Genomic DNA, 19787 nt, shown 5'->3' with positions numbered 1-19787 from the left:
CGAAACTCCCCCTTTCTTTCTACACAAACATTTCATTTAAGTAGGCTTTTTTAATATTTTCTAGCTTTTCTAATTTACGCTGATGAAGGGTGATAAGCTTGTCGAGTCGATGGAAGAAGGTGCCAATTTTTGCTTGTTCTAATAATGAAGGTGCTAGAATTTCAGTTTCTAAAATATTTTTATTATATAACCGTTTAATTGTACTTCCTTCTAATCCTTCCCATTTTACTACCAAGTAAAATTGCTTTAAAAAAGAATTATCTAATCTTCCATCATGTTTTAACCATACAATGTTAGAGTCTTGAAAATACTCATCTTTACCCGTATATTCCACTGTTCTCCCTATGCTTCCAGAAGCAGAGATTAATATATCACCAACTTCTGGATATGGATATTTAGCTTTGTATTCCTCGTATAGCTTACGAGGGATAAAGGCATCCGGTTCGCCACCGAATGTTCCAATTTTATAAAATGGAATATCTCCTGCTTCAGACGTTTGATCTTTAAAAATTCTCTTATTCATAGCAACCGAGCCCAAGTGCCCCAACTTACGCTGTTCCCAAGGGTCAGTAAAACCATCAAATCTTCGCTTTGGGTATTTTTCTCCTTCTTGTGGAAACATTTCTGAAAGATAAGATGATTTTAATTCTTTAAGCTTTTTAAGCTTACGCTGATGAAGGGTGATAAGCTTGTCGAGGTTGGAAAAAAAGGTACCCAATTTAATTTGCTCATCTTTTCCTGGTACTAGAATATTATAATTTGATATATCTTTTTTTGTTAATTGTGGTTGTGCAGAACCAAAACTGATTAAATCAATTTGTCTTTCTCCAAGTGGTGATTTCAAATACTGAGCAATATAACTAGGCTCAATTTCTTCTTTAGAACGAAGAATTAGCATGCCAGAATTTATACGTGCGAATGGTACAAGTTTCTTTATATCACTGTTATACCAAGCAACATGTCCCAATGAACCACGAGAAGTTAGAACTATATCATCAAGTTCTAATTTACCATTTCCTAATAGGTTAGATTTTTCTGCTGTAATATATTGGTTACTATCAAAAGAAAATCCATACCTCGTAACATTCATAGCACTTAAGAAAAGAGTATGACCTTGTTCACAAAAATCATCACCTGATGGATAGTTGTTTCCCCTATCACCATCCATTACATCCGTAACCTCTCCCAACTTACGCTGTTCCCAAGCTTTATCATTCACAAACTCCTTAAACCTTCTTTTAGGTACTAATTTATCCTTTTTCATACTCTCACCAACTGTGATACTAAACTTTCAAAATTTGTCTCAAGCTCCTTATATTCACTATCTAAATCATCTAAGGTCAATTTATATCTATCATCTAGCATTTTCAACATTTCTAATTCTTTTTTTAAGGGTCTTTCAATTAAGTCTATCATTTCTTCTATTAAATTTCCAAACCACTTTTCAAAAACTAAGGAATGTATTTCTTCCTCTGTCAATGATAAGATGCGTTCTTCTACAGCTTCTTTAAGTTCTTTTTCTTCTTCTTTTATTAATTTATTCAGTGTACTTCTATCAGATAAGAGATACTTTACATCATTTAACAAATCATATTCTTTTGTTCCTTTTTGATATTCTTTAAGCTCATTCTTAACATCCTTACCTACAAAAGAATTTCCAGCTTCACCTTCTTTATTTTTTGTTAAACATTCATATAGTATTTCATTTTCCTCAGAATCTTCAACCTTTGCTGCTTCAACTAACTCATCTAGTTTCATCTCTATTTCTGATACATCTTCCTTTAATCTTTCAATATTTGCTGCCTCTGTAGTAAATAATCGCTTTATAATAAGTTCATTTGGTATAATACTACTTATCCAGCCTACTTGTTCTTCTCTCTTGTTTGAGCCTGATCCTTTAGTAACTATAAGAGCTTCTCTTGTGTGCGCAGCTGTATATAAATCACTCTGAGATATCAATTCTAAGTCTTTTGTTAGAGAATCCTTCCAAATTTGAGCAATATTTTGATATGCATCATAAATATTTATAAATTGGAATTTAGATAGTATTTCTTTAACTTCAGATAGCATATCTTCCATGACAGTTTTAATATTTGTTTCCTTATCTATATTTATTAAAACATCCCAATATCTATCTATATATGCATTTATGGTTGTTTCCATTTCTGATGATTTTTCTTTTACATTTTTACTTTCTATTATTTCTTTTGTCAATTTCTTTATTTCTTTGTTTAGTTCATAATATCCTTCTCGTTTTTCTTCTAATGCACTTTTTAAAACATTTGGAACAACCTTGTTAAGTATTTTTAATCCTTCAATATCTCTTTTAGGTATACCTCCTAGTAAGTGTGCATCAACATCATGACTTATTTCTTCGCTTTTTGATACTACATATCTAGGAATGTTCATATTATAATCATTTTCTATGATATCTTCACGATAAACCAAGGAGCTATATGCTTCCTGATTCTTTCTTTCCATATAGGTATCCACTATTTTTGCAATATGCTTTTCTTCTAATACATTTTGCTTGCCAACCTTTATAAAGTCTTTAGAAGCATCTATAAGTAGAACTGGTTCATCTAGTCTTCTATTTTTCTTTAATATAAGAACTACTACAGGAATACCTGTATTGGTGAATAAACTACTCGGCAATCCTATGATTGTATCAATATAATTTTTATCTAAGAGTCTTTTACGGATTTCACCTTCTGCTCCTCCTCGAAACAATATTCCATGTGGTAATACAATAGCCATAGTCCCACTTTGTCTAAGATGAAATAATCCATGTAAGAGAAAGGCAAAATCCCCCTTTGAATCTGGTGGCAGTACCCCTGCAATTTCAAATCTTGGATCGCTTATCTTCAGTCCTACACGATTCCACTTTTTAACAGAATAGGGAGGGTTCATAACTACTGCATCAAATTGAATGCCTTCATTAGGTTTTTCTGGATCTTCAGGCCAGTCATGAGAAAGTGTGTCACCATTTCTTACAGTCATCTTTTCAGGCCTCACTCCATGTAAGAGTAGGTTCATGCGTGTCAAATTATAGGTTGCAGTATTTTTTTCTTGTCCATAATAACTAAGGTTTTTTTGCTCGTCCTTTTCTAGATGTTTACCAACCGTAAGTAGTAGAGAGCCCGATCCCACAGTTGGGTCATATATTGATTCAATTTCAGATGATTTAGAGACTATTTGTGCCATAACTTCACTTACTTGATGGGGAGTATAGAACTCTCCTGCCTTCTTTCCAGATTCCATAGCAAATTGTCCTATTAAATATTCATAGGCATCTCCTAAAACATCTCCTTTTTGGAGAGATACCATATTTAAATCTGCAAATAGCATGATTAAAGCTTGTATGTTTTTACTTCTTTCATTTAAATTACTTCCAAGAGCTGTATCTGTTAGGTCTATTGTAGAATTTGAAAATAAGCCTTTAAAATCATCTGTACCACTTCCTATTGAGATGGAACGCTCAAAATTATGTAAGCTGTCAGTTACTTTCTGAACTTCAAAATCTCCAGAGTTTATATCACTTATCCAAGTATGATACAAATATTCTGGTTCAACATAGTAGCCTAACACTTTCTGAATGGTTCCATATAGAATTTCACCATAATCTTCACTAGCTTTTTTATATTCTCTTACAAGTTCCTCTTCTTTTATTTTACCAAGGCGTGCTGAAGTTTTAAAAGCATCTAAAGTTTTATCACTTAAAAATTTATAGAACATAAGTCCCAGCATATAATCTTTATATCTACTTGCATCCATAGAGCCTCTTAATTCGTTGGCCCCATCCCATAATCGTCTTTTAATTTCCTCTGATGTAATCATATTTTATTCTTCCTTTCATAAGTGTTAAATTTTTGCTCTATATATTCCTGACATGAGACGTACATCTACTTCTTCAGTCGTTTCACTCCTTCGCAAGCAGTGTTACGGCTTCAACATGTGTTGTCACTACTATAGGAACACAATTTATCGTCCTTGTCGCTACTATGGGAACACAATTCAGAAGATTCTTCTGCATCCTTTTTATTCTTTTGACTCTCATTTTTTCTAGGTGTTTTAAATTTACTTCCATCTATATTATCTCTAAATCCTGTCTTATAAACAAATGTTAATTTATAAGGATTTATATTTTGATCTTCGTCTATCTCGCCAACAATAACCTTTTCTATTATACTTTCAAAAACAAATCTATCAAATTCTTTTAAGACTTCATTATTCTCCAATATATTTTTAAATTCTTTCATTCGCTTCTTTATATTATTTTCATTTTTTAAATTAAATTCTAGGCTTTCTTTCTCTTTACTTTTCTCTAAGTATTTATTTTGCAATGAAACATATTTATCTTCATATATCTTTTCATCTATTTTCTGATCTAATCTTAAATCAACCAATGAATCTTGTTTTACTAAAATTGAAGCAATTTCATTATCTAATTTTTTTATCTCTTTTGCAATAGAACTATCATTTAAAGTTTTTTCTACACGAACTAAGAATTCTTCTACTACGTCTTGATTATTAGAGCATAACTGTCTATAGCTTTCTAGAAATGCTCCCTTAATAGCCTCTTCTTCTATACCCTTACTCTCAGGACAATATTTTTTACCTTTTTTTGTTCCTACAACGCATTGCCATACAACTTTATTATACTCTGTTTTACTATGCCATGATCTTCTTGATAAATTTCCTCCACAAAATCTACATTCTAATAGGCTACTAAAAGCATATTTTCTACTATACTTTTCTCTCTTTCCTCCTTTGGATAATACTGTATTTCTATTTGAAGCTCTTTTCATTCTTATCTCTTGTGCTTTATCAAAGTCTTCAGTACTTATGATTGCTTCATGATGATCTTTTATATAAAACTTGTCTTCTTCTCCAAAGTTATCTAATCTTCTCTTGCTAATAGGATCCACAGTAAATGTTTTTCCCATTAATATATCACCTTTGTATTTTTCATTCTTTATAATTCCTAATACTGTTGTAGGAGTCCATTTCTTTTTACCCCTTGGTGATTTATACCCAAGGTTTTCTAATTCTCGGCATATTACACTTCCTCCTGCACCTTCAAGATACCGTTTAAATATATAACGGATTATCTCAGCTTCTTCTTCATTTATAGAAATACTTTTATCTTCAATATGATAATCATATCCAAGACATCCTTGAAATCCTACTAGTTCTCCTCTTTTCATTTTCATTTTTAAACCTTTTTTTACATTGGCTGAAATATTTTCAACTTCTTGCTGTGCAACCGAACTTAATATAACTAACAGTAACTCTCCATCCATAGTTAAAGTGTTAATATTTTCTTCTTCAAAGAATACCGCCACATTTATTTCTTTTAATCTTCTTACATATTTTAATGTATCAAGGGTGTTTCTTGCAAATCTAGATATAGATTTAGTTACTATCATATCTATATCCCCATTCATACAATCATTTATTAATCTTTGAAATTCTACTCTTTTTTCTATATGTGTACCAGTTATTGATTCATCTGCATAAATATCAACCATAGTCCAATCTTTATTTCCATTTATTAAATCTGTATAATATCTTACCTGAGATCTATAACTTTGTAGCTGTTCTTCATTATCTGTACTAACTCTACAATAAGCAGCAACTCTTTTTAAGTTTATTTCCTTTCCTTGGTTTCTTTCACTTAAAAGATTTCCTCCTTTTATTACTTCAACTTTTTTCATAAAAAGACCTCCTAAATTGTATTCCTTTGTATAGTTCTATTATATCATATAGATACACAATTTAAGAGGTTAAATCTGAAGATATTTTATAATCTTTCATAAGTTCATTTTTTATTTTATAATATTCAATTTTATCTATAAGCTCTTTTACTAATAATTGTTTTAACATAGCAATCTGCATACTGTATCTTAATATGTTATTTTCCATATTTTTTATCCTTTCTATATTTATTTGTATATGTAAGTTTTTTGACATTGCAGATGGTGGTTGGAGAACCACTCCATAGGAATTGACCTCTCCTCATTATTATGACGAGCCGTACCCATTGCCTGTGACGCTTTTAACGCTCGGACTGTGGCTATACGAAAGTATCTTTAAAATGTCAGTATTTCTTGGCCTATGGATCTTCCAGTTCCATGTTTCAGTCATAAAAAATCGCTCTTATCTTTACTCTTCTTTTCTTTATTAAAGGAATTAGATTGTCCTGGCGTTTATGCTTATAGGCTCATACTGAACAAAATGTATCTGCTTAGTCTATTAAATTATCAATGTTCATTTTTTAAGGATAAAAAATACCCCCTTACTAATAAGCCGAAAAGTAAGGGGGCGTGGTAACCTAATCTTCTAAATCTTTTAATACATCTTTAAGTTTTGCTAATATTTTATTTCTTCTTTTTTGTATTGCTACATGGCTAATCTTCTTCTCTCTAGCTATATCTCTTATAGATCTTTCTTCAAAAAATATTTGAGTAATTAAATCTCTTTCTTCTAGATTTAATCCATCTAATGCTTTATACAATTCTTTTATAATCATCCCTGTCTCAACCACCTTTTCCACATCAATATTTTTGTCTTCAGCATAATCTATAAAATTTCTGTCTTTGGTGTCGTAATTACTAAAGCGCATAAGCCCTTTATCTCTATCCCTTTCTTCTAAATATTTTTCACGTCTTTTATGAGTATAGAAACTTTCATAGACCTCTCTTGATACTGGAATTAACTTGCCATTTACGGGTAAAACATATTTTCCCCTTATTTTTTTACGACTCATTTCGTACCTCCTTATGAATTTGAATTTCTTTTTTCATTCATAAGGAGACCGGTGGAGCTCGTTCTCTTTTTCCCATATTTCCTCCATTTGGGCATAAAAAAAGCCACACGACATTTCTTTGTCGTATGGCTCATGCACCTATATAAATTTAGGCAATAAAAAATCCCCGCTTCAAAGCAGGGATAGTTCGCCCATTATGGATAGTATATATGGCTTAAAGTCTCATTACAGTACCAAGTCAGTACCATTTAAGTCCCAATATAGTCTCATTTTTAAGTGGTTAATTATTTAGTTTTTTAATCATTGTAATTAGAGGGTTTTTCAGCAACTTTCATATCATATGTTTCTATATCATTATTAGAAATAAGCTCCCTTACTTCAGGTAAAGCATATCCAAAAAGCATCACTCCATAACTTTGTATGGCTTTTGGTAAATGACGATAATAAGAAGATCTAGACATATTTACTTTTCTTATTATAGCTTCATGGCTATACACTTCTTTATGAAAAAATCTTAGTTCCACTATATTTGCATATAGTTCCTCATTACCAGGATAGTTTCTTAATCTTTCTAAAGCCTTGTCCATAATTTGAAGTAAGGTTAAGCTCTCATTTATGCCTATGAGTTGATCTTCAAATTTCTCATGGTTAATATTTGTATCTATTTCTAATAATGATACTACTAAGTCTTCTAGATGTTTTCTTTTCGATTCATATGTTTCTGCTTCTAAAGTTTTAATTCTTTCTTGTACACGAAAATTTACTTTCCTATAAAGACCTAATAATATTTTTATATTATGTTCTAACTCCTTACTCTCCTTAAAAGGAATTTCTATTTTGTTTTCTAAATTATTGATATCCATTACGCAATTCCTCCTTGGCAAATAATTTTGTTGCCATAAGTACCCTGCCAAAATAATCAGATTCTATCTCATTTGCATATTTGATTTTATATTTATATGTCTCACTCTTTGTTCTAGTAATAATTAAATCACCTTTCTTAAAAGAGGTTCCTATTTCCGTAAATAAGAAACAGCCTTCCGCTATACCCTGAGGTAAATCACCTTCAGCAATAAAGCAGACTAATTTATTAAATTCAAAACCATTTAATCCAACGATACTCTCTGAAAAAACAGGCTTATGACATGAAATGTTTATATTCAATCAACAGCTCTCCTTTCATCTACATATCTTTTAATTTTTATAATTTTTCATGTGGTAAATCATACCACTAGCTTTATATTGACATAAAGTGCAATTCATTGTATAATAAGTGTAATTCAGTTGCCTTTAATTGAATTATAGTGCATTTAATATACACTTGTCAAGATAAATTTAAATATTGGTGCATTTAAATTGCACCTTAGAAGGAGGACACCATGAATTTTGCTGAAAAGCTAAGAGAACTTAGAAATAATGAAAATTTAACTCAACAAGAATTAGCAGATAGCATTGGGGTTTCTTTGCGTACATTAAAGTCCTATGAGTTAGGTGAGACACTACCAAGATATAGAAAGATTTATCATAAGATTGCTGAAATATTTCAAATAGATGTAAATTATTTACTCACTGAAGGAAATGATTTTATTTTGACTGCTGGTGAAAAGTATGGTTATCGTGGAAAAAAAGGAGCAGAAGAGCTTATTGAAAATGCTCGTAGTTTGTTTGCAGGTGGAGAATTATCTGAAGAAGATAAAAAAATAGTTTTCGATGCACTGCAAGAAGCATTTTTTGAGGCTAAATTAGAAAACAAGAAATATACTCCTAATAAATATAAAAAAGATAAGTAGGTACTGCCAAGCTTTGGAGGTGCAACATGGATTCTAAAAATACTTTAATTTATAATCGTGTTAAAAATGTTATTAGTAAATTTAATACCAATGATCCCTTTGAAATTGCAAGAGGATCTAATATTAAAATTAAATATTTTAATGACGCCACTAAATTGCTAGGTATGTATACTGTCATTGAAAGAAATAGGTTTATATTTCTTAATTCTCGTATGCAAGAATATATGATTAGAATGGTTTTAGCACATGAACTTGGTCATGATGCTCTTCATAGGCATCTAACTAAGAACTCTCCATTTAAGGAATATCAGATATTTGATATAACTTCAGAACCAGAATATGAAGCCAATATCTTTGCAGCTCATCTCTTATTAGATGAAAATAAAATTGTAGAGCTTATAAATGAAGAATATACAGATGTTGAAATAGCAAGTATTTTAAACGTAAATCTAAATCTGTTGATATTCAAAATGAACGAAATGAATAGATATGGAGCAAACTATAATTTGAGACATGCTCCAAAGGGTAATTTTTTTAATAAGGTTAAGATTTAGGGTTTATTCTAAAGGTAATTTGAAGGTAAAACTTATTTTAATTTATTTAAAGATTTTATTTATTATCTTAACTATAAAAATAAGGATTAGCGTAGGCTAAACCTTATTTTTATTTTTTATCATGTGTGTTTTTATAATCCAGTAAAGAATATATTGGGTAAGAAATAAACATCTCTTTTTTCTCTAGTTCTATTTTATTAATTAAAGATCTAGCATTTTCTTTTTCTCCTAATAATATTGAAGTTGCTGCCAAAATTTCACAATTATCTTCATTGCTTAATCTAATATCTCTTATTTTCTGTAAATCAAATTCTTTTAGTTTTCCTAGCCTATATTTAACTTGAGCTAAATTCAAAAAAATATAATCTTCCCTACTTTCTTCATAAAGCCATTCTGAAAGCTTATATATCAAATATCTTAATTCATCATGTTGATTACTTTGATCATCATATGCCTTGATAGCTTCTAATAAAAAATTATTGACATATTCAAGATCCTTTGATTCCATATGGTATTTTTTTATACCCTTAAGAATTTTTTTTGCATTTATATTATCAGCTAGTAGACCTTCTTTTTGTAAAATTAAAAATTGACTTATAGGTACATGATTACATTGGCCTGATGGAATATAAGTAACATTTAATTCACTTGTAAAAAAGTCTTCAATTTCATAGAATTCTTTATTTTTATTTTCTTTTACAATTAATATAAGGAATATATTTGAAATTTTTATTTTTAATAAATTACTTTCTGATAAATTGATATTAAAAACTTTAGTTGAAGGGTTTGTTTCCATTAATAGTGATAATTTAAAATCATCTTCATGAGTTAGATTCTTTAAATTAAAATCTGTTTTTACCCCATAATATTTCAAACGTTTCTTAATATAATCCAGTTCCTTTATCCTACTATTTAAATCTTTCTTGTCTTTAAAATTAAAATTTTCATAAGGAATTTTAATTCCATTTACATAAAATTCTTTATTTATCATTATTGATTTAATGAAATTTAAATCATTTAACTGCTCATTAAGAGTTCCGTTAAATTGAATATTGATAGTCAGATTAGCTATGTTACTTTTATTGACATCATTAAAATTTATTTTTACTGATTTTCCACATATAACTCTTGATATACCTTCTTTCCATTGTACATATGCATTTTTATAGTAAGTTTGTCCATTTACAGATATATTTAAGTTGTTTTGGATATTAATTATTGCATTACTAGCTTTATCAAAAGGTATCGGGTTTCCTATTCCTCTAGGTTCAGCATATATATAAAAATCACGAGTTGTTAATTCTTTAAATGGAATTGAACTTTTAGCTTCAACTGTACTATAGCTAAATGTAAAGTTTTTAATCTGATCTTGAATTTTTTCAATATCATCAGTATATAATATTTCTGGTATCAATGTACCATGTTGTTTTTTTCTGTTTTGGATAAAATCCAAAAATACATCTGCCTGTTTTCTTTCTTCTTTTGGTAACTGTTTAAATTCTATTTTAAATGTATCTTGTTTTTCATATCTTTTTATAAGTCTTTCTAAGTCTAAAGGCAATAATGAATTATAAAAAATCACTTCTGTCTCTCTATCAATATACACTACAAAATAAATAATTCCACCATCCATAAGATATTTCTGCATATCATCCTTGTTTACTCTAAAGTCTATATCATTGGATTCTTCTAAGTTTATTGATTCTAAACTGTGTCCTTTTACTTGCACTGGAACTCTACCAATTAAATTTTTATTTTTCTTATGCAAATCTTTAGTCTTATAAACAAATACATCCCCATCCCATACTGGTGTCTTATCATTATCACTTATAATAGGTTCTAGATATGAATTTCTAGATATTAAATTTTGTATAGATGACGTAGCTATTTTTTCAATATCCATAAGATCACTCCAATCACTAAACGTATTATTGACTAATATTCATATTAATTAAATCAAATATTATTATGTTTTTTATAGAGTTCTAGCCAAAATCTTGATGGTTGAAACTTCTTAGCCCAATTTCCTCTCTTAGTTGGTATATTATGAAGCTTTGAACGTATCATAATACAAGTTTTCCTAGCTCTACTAATACAAACAAAACAAGTTCTTCGCTCTTCTGCTAGTCTTACCTTATCATCAACCGTCCTAAAATCCGGAAAATTACCTTCTTCCATCCCTAACATTACTACTACTTCAAATTCAAGTCCTTTCGAACTATGTCTTGTTGTTATAGTAATTTGATTTTCAGGTTTACCTAATTTAGAAAAATCAGATATATTATAACTTTTATATCCTTCTTCAGAGGAAACTTTCAACAGTCTTTCTAAGTTTTTAATCTCATCTGGATATATATCTGATTTTTCTAATAAAAGTGCTATATCTAATTCTACAATAATATATTTCAACCAACTTTCTATACTATTTTTATATTTACAGCTATTTATTAATATATTATAAAGTTTTCTTTTTTCAATTATCCTATTTTCATCATTAAAATATTTGTCCTCTATATGGGTTGAATTTATTTTTTCCCAATAGCAATATATTTTATCATATGAAGTACTCACTTTATCAATAACCCATGAAGCACAACTTTCTAACCACTTAACAAAGTCAGATCGTTCAAAATCATGTTTAGAAATATAGTATGGTATATTTGCTCTTTTAAGTTTTATAGCCAAGTTCTTAATATCATTATTACCTTTTACAAGTATTGCAATTTCTTCTAAAGGTATATTTTTTTCTTGGAAAAATGGAATTATATTTTCTATACAATAATTATATTGTTCTTCTAGATCTTCTTCACAAGTAATAAAAATCAATTCTGCCTCTTCATCTTCTCTTGTAATAGCAGTATAATTTCTTTTTTCTTTTAGGATTAATTCTGAACTATCAACAATACCTTGATTACTTCTATAATTATTTTTTAATTCTATAGGTATAATATCAGTACGTCTATATAATTCGTGTAAGTAATCAGGGATAGCCCCTGAAAACCCATAAATTGATTGGTCTGGATCCCCTACTGCATAAATTTTAATCTCTGTTGAAGTAAATAAGGATAATACCATCTCATGTAAAGGTCTACCTAAGTCCTGGTACTCATCGATTAAAACCCAAGGGAATTTAGCATTTAAGCATTTTCTTACATATTCTTGCTCTTGTATTAAGACTGTAGAGAACTTTATGATACTTTCATAATCCATTAGACCTAGGTTATAAAGTCTTTCTTCATATTCTTGTGCTACTGTTAATGCAACATCATATGAGGGGACCTTAACATCACTCATTCCCTTAATATTCAATGTTCTTTCTTTGTCCATTTCAATAATTTTAACTCTTGTTTCTCCAAGACCTAGATCATTAACTACTTGATTAAATAGAGCCCTTTTCTTACTTTGAGAAATTATTTTTACAGGCATTGGAATTTTATAATCATATAAATGTGCAAAGCTGAACAAAATTTCTGACATGCAAAACGAGTGTACAGTTCCTAAAAATACATTTTCCCTCTCATTATAGCCAAGTCTATATAACCTATCTTTGAATTCTCTAGCTGCTTCTCTGCTAAATGTAATGCAAGCTAATCCTCTAGGTTCTTTAATTTTTTCTAATAATAAGTTCATTATCTTAATTGTTAATACAGTTGTTTTCCCGCTGCCTGGCCCAGCAATAACTACAGTACTGTCCTCACTCCTATATGCCTTTAACTGACTCTCATCTTTTTTTATTTGATTAAGCTTTTCTAAATAATATCCCATATTATAATTCATCTACCTTTGTATATATATCTTCTATAGCGTCGGAAATATATCCAGGAATATGTTCTTTTAAACATACTTGAGACATTCTTTGAGCAAATCTGCCTTTGCCAATTCCATTACCATCTATTTTTCTAAGACACTTCCAATAGTCACCATTTTCTAATTCTTCTTTAAAGTTTTTCTTTTGGATATTTCCTCCATCTGTTAATGTATCGAATAATTTTATTATAATATTCTTTGAATTAATATCTTCTGCACATGCCTCCATCATATCCACTTCAAATGTATAATAGCCTACATAGAAACCTACATTTCTAAATAAGTTGTCTTGTTCTTGAAAATTATCTGGTATTTCATTATCTGGAATTATACCTAAGTCTAATATAATTTCTTTTATTATATCATGGCCTAAATACCCTAATTCTCTATCATCTTCATCATTAATCATAGTATGGAATACTTTTTTTATCTTTCCTTTATCTAATTCTTTATAATAAAAGTCTCCATCTGTTATAACAACAAAAGGAATTTCTAATTTCCTAAGTAGTTTTACATATGGTTTGAAATTAGTAGAGTTTATATTACACACAATTATTCCTTTCTCATCTAAAGGTTGTCCTAATAAGTCTGCGAATTTAGGAACTAAATATTCTTCTGTAATACCTTCAACAAGTATAACCCCTCTGCCCATATATATTTCTCCACGTTTAATGTCAATATATCTCTCAAGATCTGCCAATTCATTTTCTAATAAATTTAACTCTGTAGTTGTACTAATTTTTGTTCCTTCTTGTTTACTTCTATGTAAGTGCACAATTGATTTTATAGGTGATATTGAAGTAACATGTGTTGAATGTGTTGTCAATAAAACAGAGTTATTACTCTTTCTAATAACTTCTTTATAGATTAATCTTTGATATGTAGGATGTAAATGTGATTCTGGTTCTTCAATTGCTAAAATTGTTACACCATCATATCTAGGCTCATATATTTCCATAAAATTATACAGTTTATTCATTGTTTCTATACTCAAATCTTTTTTTATAAAATAATTTTCTTTATCATTTTTATCATAAGTAATATCTAGTATTTTTTCCTCATCTTTCTCTTTAAGTTCTTCAAATTTATCTCTTTTTATATACGTCGGTATAGTAGTATCTTGAATTAAAAGTAAAACTAAAGATATATATAGAATATTATTTAATCCCAAACTAATATCACTAATACTTCTATCAGATAAAAATAACTTTAATGAATAAATAAGTTTAGTAGGATCAATATCCATAGTTTTTAAAGAAACTGTGAAGTCATTCTTATTACCGAGTATATTAGTGAATCTAGTATTGATATTGTTAACAAGATCTGTTATTTCATCTAAATCTAATATTTGTGATCCACTTTCTTCTAATTTATCTGCAATCTCATTAAGTTCGTTATTATCAATAGAATAATTTTTAAGTATTTTATTAATAGGAGAAGTCTTAGAGTTTTTCATTTCTATTTCTACATCTCTTAAGGCTTTAATAACTTTTAAATTTAAATATCTTCTGTCTGAATATATAAAACGATTCTGCTCATTTTTTCCTTTGAAAATTATATATTCATATTCAACTTGTCCATCTTCTCTTACAATTGGGAAGTATCTATATGTTATTAAAAGTTTTTCTTCACTACCTTCCTTTATCGTAGCATCAGAAAACTGGGCTAAAATATTTTTATTATTAGTATAATTGCTAATATATATTTTTATTTCTATAATTTCTTTATTTCCCATAGGATCTTTTATCCCATTATAAAAATCACTCTCTTCTAGGTATCTATCATCATCGGAAAGGGTTGGATCTAAAATCAACTGTAATGCTCTTAAAAGGTTGGTTTTTCCAATATTGTTTTCTCCAATAATAACTTGCTTATGATCTAATTTTATATCAGCATATTTAAAATTTCTATAGTTTTTTATTATAGCTCTTGAAATATATAAACTCTTCATTTTTATCCACCTCGTATAATATTTTAAATTTATAACTATAGTAAATATAAAATTATATTTTACATTTAAAAATTCTCATTAACTTAATTCTATAATATTATTAACTGTTTACATAAAGATTAAATTAAATTTTAAAATTTTCCTCATTCAATTAGATAGTTCTCCTAATAAAACTTTCATTTAATACAATTATTTTTTTAATATTATTCACAGAAATTTTATCCCAATTATTTTCCTTTAAATTAAAAAATCTTAAATATAAATCATTATTACCTATAAGAATTTGATAGGGTTCTATCTTCATATTTCTAGTTTGTTTTTCATTTGTTTTAAAATATAATTCCAATACATTACAATCTTCAATTGAATTCTTAATTATAAAAAAAGTTTCATTCATTTTAGTATCTTCAAATTCAGGTTCAATCCAATTAATCCTATTATCTCTAAATAAATTTTCTATTGAACGCATAATTTCATCTAATTGTTCTTCTGGTATCCTATCTTGATTTTTCAATAGTTTCATTAATTTATGCTGTTCTTTTAATGTAATATTATTATCTCTTAACAATTCTTTATCCTCTACTCTAAATCCACCCTTCACTCCTCTTTTACCTACTATGGGTATTCCTGATTCTCTTATATAATCTATATCTCTATATATTGTTTTTTCGGTTACATTAAATTTTTCTGCTAACTCTTGGGCTGATAACTCATTTCCTCCTAGTAGCAAAATAATTATGTCTAATTTTCTATTTGTTTTCAATTTCAGCCCCCTCTGAATTAAAATTTTTATCATTTCTATTTTTTATATTCATTTTGTATATAATAACTATTATTATATATTACCGACACTAATATGTCTATTTTATATTGACAATAGACATATTAGTGTCTATAATTAAAGCAAGGATATTTGGAGGTGTTATCATGAAAATTATTGCAAATATATTATTACTACCTATAAAATTAGTTTTGCTTTTATTAATTATTTTCATATTCATTTTAAATATCATTTTAAGCATTTTCACTTTTTTCGGTAAATTTATGCTAGGTATTCTAAATATTTTAGTTTTCATTGGACTTATAGGTGGAATTGTAAGTGGAACACCTCAAGTAGCAATAGCAGCTCTACTTTTTCTATGTTTTGGTCTTATTGGTTTATTTATTGAGTCATTCCCATACCTACTAAATAGGTTGAATTACAAAATGACTCAGTTTTTGGCATTTACATTTTAGAATTAAATTTTAATATACATTATTAAACTATCAGCTATCACTAGTTACACTCAGGTGATAGTTTTTTATTATATTTTTTAAAGCACTAATGGTTCTTATTGTTTTATTTAGAACATTTAATACTTTATTAGCAAGCACAGGAAGTGAGTACCCACTTCCGATTAATTATCTATTTTCTCTTAGAAAAATAGATAATTGCTTGTTGGGGAGTATCCCCAATCCCCTATTAAAATCCTTAAAGAAAGGAGCACACACTATGGCAAATAGAGAAAGAAATAATCAGTTAAAATTTTATGTAACTAATGAAGAAAGATTTTTAATTCAAAATAAAATGAGAGAATCCAATGTAAAGAACATGGGTGCATATTTAAGAAAAATGGCCATAGATGGCAATATATTTATCTTGGATAATATGCCTTTAAAAGAAATGAATATGAACCTAACTAGAGTTGGATCCAATATAAATCAAATCGCTAAAAGAATTAATTCCACCGATAGATATTACAAAGAAGATGTTACTGAAATAAAGGAGATGTTAGATGAGATATGGCAATTACAAAAATCCATCCTATTAAAACTACCTTAGACAAATCTATTGATTATATTTGTGATAAAGATAAAATTGATGAAAATATTTTGATTTCTACTTTTGCTTGTGGCCATGAAACTGCATCTATAGAGTTTGATTTAACTAGAAAGAATTGGAACAGTTCTTCCAAAAACTTGGCTAGACATTTAATTCAATCTTTTGATCCCGAGGATAATCTAACACCTAAATTAGCCCATGAGATAGGGATAAAATTAGCAGAAAAAGCACTCAATGGGAAATATGAATATGTCCTAACTACCCATATAGATAAAGGCCATATTCATAATCATATATTATTTAATAATGTCAGTTTTATTGATGGACGGGCCTATAATTCTAATAAGAAGAGCTATCATCAAATTAGAAATATCAGTGATAAATTATGTAAAGATTATAATTTAAATATAATACTTGAGCCTAAAAAAAGCGGGAAATCTTATAAGGAATACTCTGAATTTAAAAAGGGTACTTCTTGGAAGGCTAAGTTGCAATATAGTATAGACAACACCATTAAGAGAGCAAAAGATTGGGATGATTTTTTAAGATTAATGGAACAAATGGGATATGAAATCAAGAAAGGTAAGCATATTTCTTTTAGAGCTAAAGAACAACAAAGATTTACGAGATCTAAAACAATTGGAGAAGAATATACTCAAGAAAATATAATATCCCGTATTGAAAAATATCAAAATTATAAATCTAACATAAAAAATAAGGCAAAGAAATATTTTAATAAAAGAGATAAGATTGATAATGTTATAGACCTTAAAAATAATGATAAAGCAAAAGAATTTAGAGGATATGCTATTTGGGCTAAACAACATAATCTTAAAAATATGGCTAAAATCTTAAATTTAATGAATATATACGAAATCACTAGCTATGAAGATTTAAGCTTTATTTTAGAAAGCAATAATTTAAATTTGATGAAAGTGGCATCTGAAATTAAAGATATAGAAAATGAATCTGAAGCTCTTGCTATAAAGATAAAATATATTGAAACCTATAAAAAATATAAGTCTACTTTTATTGAATTTAAAAAAACAGACAATAAAGATTTATATTATAAATCACATGCAAATGAACTACTTCTTTATAAAGCAGCTAAGGCCTATTTAGATGATTTAGAATCAAGTAATACATTACCATCTATTCCTAAGCTAAAAGATAAACTAAAAGAATTAGAAAGGTCTAAAAAAGAGCTTATGAATGAATACAATAACAAAAAAGAAAAAGTCTCCGAACTTAACTTTGTAAAATTAAATTTAGAGACTTATATGCAGTGGAAGGAAGCAACTCTAAACATGAAAAGAAACCATTAATATACTATTTGCGAGTTTGAATAATTTTGTGTATAGTCCTTCAGTTTGAAGGTGAAATGATATATTTAAAAATCAATTGATCAATAAATTAAAAAAATATAATTTTCATTGTAACGATTTAACTGTCAACTCTTTTATTTAAAAATAGAAAGACAATTTTTAAGAACTATAGGTTTGTAGATAAATGATTAGTCCACTTATGATATGTCAACCCTTTTTAGGACATATTTTTACCGAACAATTAAATGTTCTTTTAAGACCTGGCTACTTGATATTTATGTTAGGTTAAAAACCAACCTAACATAAATATCAAGTGTTAAATTTTTTCTCTGATTAGCCAACAATGCTAGCTTGTCTGAATTCAGAAAGTGTCATATAGTCCAATGATCCATGAATTCTTAAATTGTTATACCAGTTTACATAATCAAATAATTTTCTTTCCAAAACTTCTAAACTATCAAATCTTCTTCCTTTTACAAACTCTATTTTTAGTATGTGATATAAACTTTCAGCTACTGCATTATCATATGGACATCCTTTTTCACTTAATGATCGACTTATCTTAAATGTTGTAAGTACTTCTTCTATAACTTTGTTTTTAAATTCATTTCCTCTGTCAATATGGAAAATACTGATTTTATCCAGAGGATATGTACAATTTAAAAATGCTTGATATATTAGGTTTGCATCTTTTCTAGGGCCAACAGCATAACCAATTATTTCTCTATTAAAAAGATCCATTAATACACATATATAATTCCATTTACCTGCTACATTTACATATGTTAAATCACTTACTACAGCTTCTAGACTGTCTCTTTGGAACTCTCTATTCAAAATATTAGGATTTTCATCTTCATTACATTTAGTTCTATGCACTTTAAATTGTTTCACTGTATAACTTGATACTAAGCCATATTTATTCATGATTTCACTTATTTTCTTTCTAGATGCAACTATTTTTTCTTTTTCAAGCATTTTCTTTATTTTTCTTGTTCCATAATTATTTTTGCTTTCTTTAAATATCTTTATAACTTTATTTTCAAGGATTATATCTTCTTCTGATAGCCTTTCTTCTTGAAGAGTTTTCCTATGATTTATATGGTAATATACTAGACTTCTAGTTATTTTAAGCAATCTACACATCGCACTAATACTGTATTTCTATCTATTAGCTATAATCAAATCTATTTTTGTCCTAATATTAGTGCCGCTGCTTTAAAATATCATTCTCCATCTTAAGTTCTTTTTCTGCTTCGGTTCTATTATCATTCACATTAAAAGACTCAGTATTATTATATCTATTAATCCATTATTTATAAACCCATGGTTTTTTATATTATATCTTCAAAATATATTTTATCTAAATACTATCTTATCCAAAAATCGCATTCTATTAGTCAATTTTAAAGAAGCGTCATCCATATTTAAATACAAGCTTTTAACTAATGAAAAGTCATTAAGAAATATAGCTTTATTCTTAGTCATATATTGAAACTTTCTATAGAATTTATTTTATAAATTAAAATTCTTATATCTTTGGATATTTAAAATACATTGATAACTTTGCCCAGCTTTTCTCCAACTATTGACACAGCTTGAATATCTCCTGCTGTTTTACAAACATACTCTTCAATTAACATCTTTGCTATTTTACTTCTGTTTGTTTCTGGTCTTTTTCTTCCCATTAAAATGCCTCCTAGTTAGTTTTATCTTTAGCTCGTTGCAGAACTCTACAACTCGCATATTTACTACGTTTATTTACATTG

Annotated in this window: 18 protein-coding genes; 5 read left to right on the top strand and 13 right to left on the bottom strand. The window is 28.1% G+C overall.

The window, feature by feature from the left end; translation table 11 throughout:
• Positions 1–19: 19 nt before the first annotated feature.
• The 7 genes from ACTHUW_RS10330 to ACTHUW_RS10300 form a co-directional block, all read right to left on the bottom strand.
• On the bottom strand, positions 20–1264 hold the full coding sequence (locus ACTHUW_RS10330; RefSeq protein WP_442213189.1) for a restriction endonuclease subunit S: 1245 nt from the start codon (positions 1262–1264) through the stop codon (positions 20–22).
• Positions 1261–3837 carry a type I restriction-modification system subunit M gene (locus ACTHUW_RS10325; RefSeq protein ID WP_442213186.1) on the bottom strand — a complete coding sequence of 859 codons (2577 nt, stop codon included), beginning with the start codon at positions 3835–3837 and terminating at the stop codon, positions 1261–1263. The genes ACTHUW_RS10330 and ACTHUW_RS10325 overlap by 4 nt, the downstream gene beginning before the upstream one ends.
• Before the next feature lie 110 nt (positions 3838–3947).
• The gene (locus ACTHUW_RS10320; RefSeq protein ID WP_442197770.1) at positions 3948–5717 is read right to left on the bottom strand and encodes a recombinase family protein; all 1770 of its coding nucleotides are present in this window, start codon (positions 5715–5717) and stop codon (positions 3948–3950) included.
• A gap of 61 nt (positions 5718–5778) precedes the next feature.
• Complete coding sequence (locus ACTHUW_RS10315) at positions 5779–5925, bottom strand: SHOCT domain-containing protein (RefSeq protein WP_442197769.1); 147 nt, start codon at positions 5923–5925, stop codon at positions 5779–5781.
• Between the two features lie 409 nt (positions 5926–6334).
• Positions 6335–6769: an RNA polymerase sigma factor gene (locus ACTHUW_RS10310; RefSeq protein ID WP_442197768.1), complete on the bottom strand. Its 435-nt coding sequence runs from the start codon at positions 6767–6769 to the stop codon at positions 6335–6337.
• Between the two features lie 296 nt (positions 6770–7065).
• The gene (locus ACTHUW_RS10305; RefSeq protein WP_442197767.1) at positions 7066–7632 is read right to left on the bottom strand and encodes a hypothetical protein; all 567 of its coding nucleotides are present in this window, start codon (positions 7630–7632) and stop codon (positions 7066–7068) included.
• Positions 7619–7933, bottom strand: coding sequence for a hypothetical protein (locus tag ACTHUW_RS10300; protein WP_442197766.1), 315 nt, complete (start codon positions 7931–7933; stop codon positions 7619–7621). Before ACTHUW_RS10300 ends, ACTHUW_RS10305 begins: the two co-directional genes overlap by 14 nt.
• A gap of 215 nt (positions 7934–8148) precedes the next feature.
• Here ACTHUW_RS10300 and ACTHUW_RS10295 point away from each other — a divergent pair, with 215 nt between their 5' ends.
• Together ACTHUW_RS10295 and ACTHUW_RS10290 are read left to right on the top strand one after the other, a co-directional pair.
• Positions 8149–8559 carry a helix-turn-helix domain-containing protein gene (locus ACTHUW_RS10295; RefSeq protein WP_442197765.1) on the top strand — a complete coding sequence of 137 codons (411 nt, stop codon included), beginning with the start codon at positions 8149–8151 and terminating at the stop codon, positions 8557–8559.
• A gap of 26 nt (positions 8560–8585) precedes the next feature.
• On the top strand, positions 8586–9113 hold the full coding sequence (locus ACTHUW_RS10290) for an ImmA/IrrE family metallo-endopeptidase (protein ID WP_442197764.1): 528 nt from the start codon (positions 8586–8588) through the stop codon (positions 9111–9113).
• Between the two features lie 109 nt (positions 9114–9222).
• Here the strand turns inward: ACTHUW_RS10290 and ACTHUW_RS10285 are convergent, their stop codons facing one another.
• The 4 genes from ACTHUW_RS10285 to ACTHUW_RS10270 form a co-directional block, all read right to left on the bottom strand.
• Entirely contained in the window at positions 9223–11016 is a 1794-nt protein-coding gene (locus tag ACTHUW_RS10285; protein WP_442213184.1) for a hypothetical protein, read from the bottom strand.
• A 53-nt stretch (positions 11017–11069) separates the two neighbouring features.
• Positions 11070–12890 (bottom strand): ATP-dependent helicase, encoded by a 1821-nt coding sequence (locus tag ACTHUW_RS10280; RefSeq protein WP_442213182.1) that lies wholly within the window; start codon positions 12888–12890, stop codon positions 11070–11072.
• A complete protein-coding gene (locus ACTHUW_RS10275; protein WP_442213179.1) occupies positions 12880–14871 on the bottom strand; it encodes an ATP-dependent nuclease in 1992 nt (663 codons plus the stop codon). The genes ACTHUW_RS10280 and ACTHUW_RS10275 overlap by 11 nt, the downstream gene beginning before the upstream one ends.
• 151 nt (positions 14872–15022) lie before the next feature.
• Entirely contained in the window at positions 15023–15634 is a 612-nt protein-coding gene (locus tag ACTHUW_RS10270; RefSeq protein ID WP_442198480.1) for a helix-turn-helix transcriptional regulator, read from the bottom strand.
• Positions 15635–15798: 164 nt separating this feature from the next.
• Between ACTHUW_RS10270 and ACTHUW_RS10265 the strand changes: the two genes are divergently transcribed.
• The 3 genes from ACTHUW_RS10265 to ACTHUW_RS10255 all read left to right on the top strand — a co-directional run bounded on the left by ACTHUW_RS10265 (position 15799) and on the right by ACTHUW_RS10255 (position 18018).
• Positions 15799–16107: a hypothetical protein gene (locus ACTHUW_RS10265; RefSeq protein ID WP_442198479.1), complete on the top strand. Its 309-nt coding sequence runs from the start codon at positions 15799–15801 to the stop codon at positions 16105–16107.
• Positions 16108–16363: 256 nt separating this feature from the next.
• The gene (locus ACTHUW_RS10260) at positions 16364–16693 is read left to right on the top strand and encodes a plasmid mobilization protein (RefSeq protein ID WP_442198478.1); all 330 of its coding nucleotides are present in this window, start codon (positions 16364–16366) and stop codon (positions 16691–16693) included.
• Positions 16654–18018, top strand: a complete 1365-nt coding sequence (locus ACTHUW_RS10255; RefSeq protein ID WP_442198477.1) for a relaxase/mobilization nuclease domain-containing protein — start codon at positions 16654–16656, stop codon at positions 18016–18018. The genes ACTHUW_RS10260 and ACTHUW_RS10255 overlap by 40 nt, the downstream gene beginning before the upstream one ends.
• A gap of 333 nt (positions 18019–18351) precedes the next feature.
• Here the strand turns inward: ACTHUW_RS10255 and ACTHUW_RS10250 are convergent, their stop codons facing one another.
• Positions 18352–19173 carry an IS3 family transposase gene (locus tag ACTHUW_RS10250; protein WP_442198483.1) on the bottom strand — a complete coding sequence of 274 codons (822 nt, stop codon included), beginning with the start codon at positions 19171–19173 and terminating at the stop codon, positions 18352–18354.
• Between the two features lie 392 nt (positions 19174–19565).
• Positions 19566–19706, bottom strand: a complete 141-nt coding sequence (locus ACTHUW_RS10245) for a hypothetical protein (RefSeq protein WP_442198476.1) — start codon at positions 19704–19706, stop codon at positions 19566–19568.
• Positions 19707–19787: the final 81 nt, after the last annotated feature.

The sequence above is a fragment of the Senegalia sp. (in: firmicutes) genome (assembly GCF_052088025.1).
Taxonomy (GTDB): domain Bacteria; phylum Bacillota; class Clostridia; order Tissierellales; family SIT17; genus Anaeromonas.
Note: the sequence above shows the minus strand (reverse complement) of the source record. Positions and strands in the feature narration are given on the sequence as shown.

Coding starts and splice junctions, on each gene's coding strand:
- ACTHUW_RS10330 (WP_442213189.1), bottom strand. CDS start 1,264: ATGAAAAAGGATAAATTAGTACCTAAAAGAAGGTTTAAGGAGTTTGTG.
- ACTHUW_RS10325 (WP_442213186.1), bottom strand. CDS start 3,837: ATGATTACATCAGAGGAAATTAAAAGACGATTATGGGATGGGGCCAAC.
- ACTHUW_RS10320 (WP_442197770.1), bottom strand. CDS start 5,717: ATGAAAAAAGTTGAAGTAATAAAAGGAGGAAATCTTTTAAGTGAAAGA.
- ACTHUW_RS10315 (WP_442197769.1), bottom strand. CDS start 5,925: ATGGAAAATAACATATTAAGATACAGTATGCAGATTGCTATGTTAAAA.
- ACTHUW_RS10310 (WP_442197768.1), bottom strand. CDS start 6,769: ATGAGTCGTAAAAAAATAAGGGGAAAATATGTTTTACCCGTAAATGGC.
- ACTHUW_RS10305 (WP_442197767.1), bottom strand. CDS start 7,632: ATGGATATCAATAATTTAGAAAACAAAATAGAAATTCCTTTTAAGGAG.
- ACTHUW_RS10295 (WP_442197765.1), top strand. CDS start 8,149: ATGAATTTTGCTGAAAAGCTAAGAGAACTTAGAAATAATGAAAATTTA.
- ACTHUW_RS10290 (WP_442197764.1), top strand. CDS start 8,586: ATGGATTCTAAAAATACTTTAATTTATAATCGTGTTAAAAATGTTATT.
- ACTHUW_RS10285 (WP_442213184.1), bottom strand. CDS start 11,016: ATGGATATTGAAAAAATAGCTACGTCATCTATACAAAATTTAATATCT.
- ACTHUW_RS10280 (WP_442213182.1), bottom strand. CDS start 12,890: ATGAATTATAATATGGGATATTATTTAGAAAAGCTTAATCAAATAAAA.
- ACTHUW_RS10275 (WP_442213179.1), bottom strand. CDS start 14,871: ATGAAGAGTTTATATATTTCAAGAGCTATAATAAAAAACTATAGAAAT.
- ACTHUW_RS10265 (WP_442198479.1), top strand. CDS start 15,799: ATGAAAATTATTGCAAATATATTATTACTACCTATAAAATTAGTTTTG.
- ACTHUW_RS10260 (WP_442198478.1), top strand. CDS start 16,364: ATGGCAAATAGAGAAAGAAATAATCAGTTAAAATTTTATGTAACTAAT.
- ACTHUW_RS10255 (WP_442198477.1), top strand. CDS start 16,654: ATGGCAATTACAAAAATCCATCCTATTAAAACTACCTTAGACAAATCT.
- ACTHUW_RS10245 (WP_442198476.1), bottom strand. CDS start 19,706: ATGGGAAGAAAAAGACCAGAAACAAACAGAAGTAAAATAGCAAAGATG.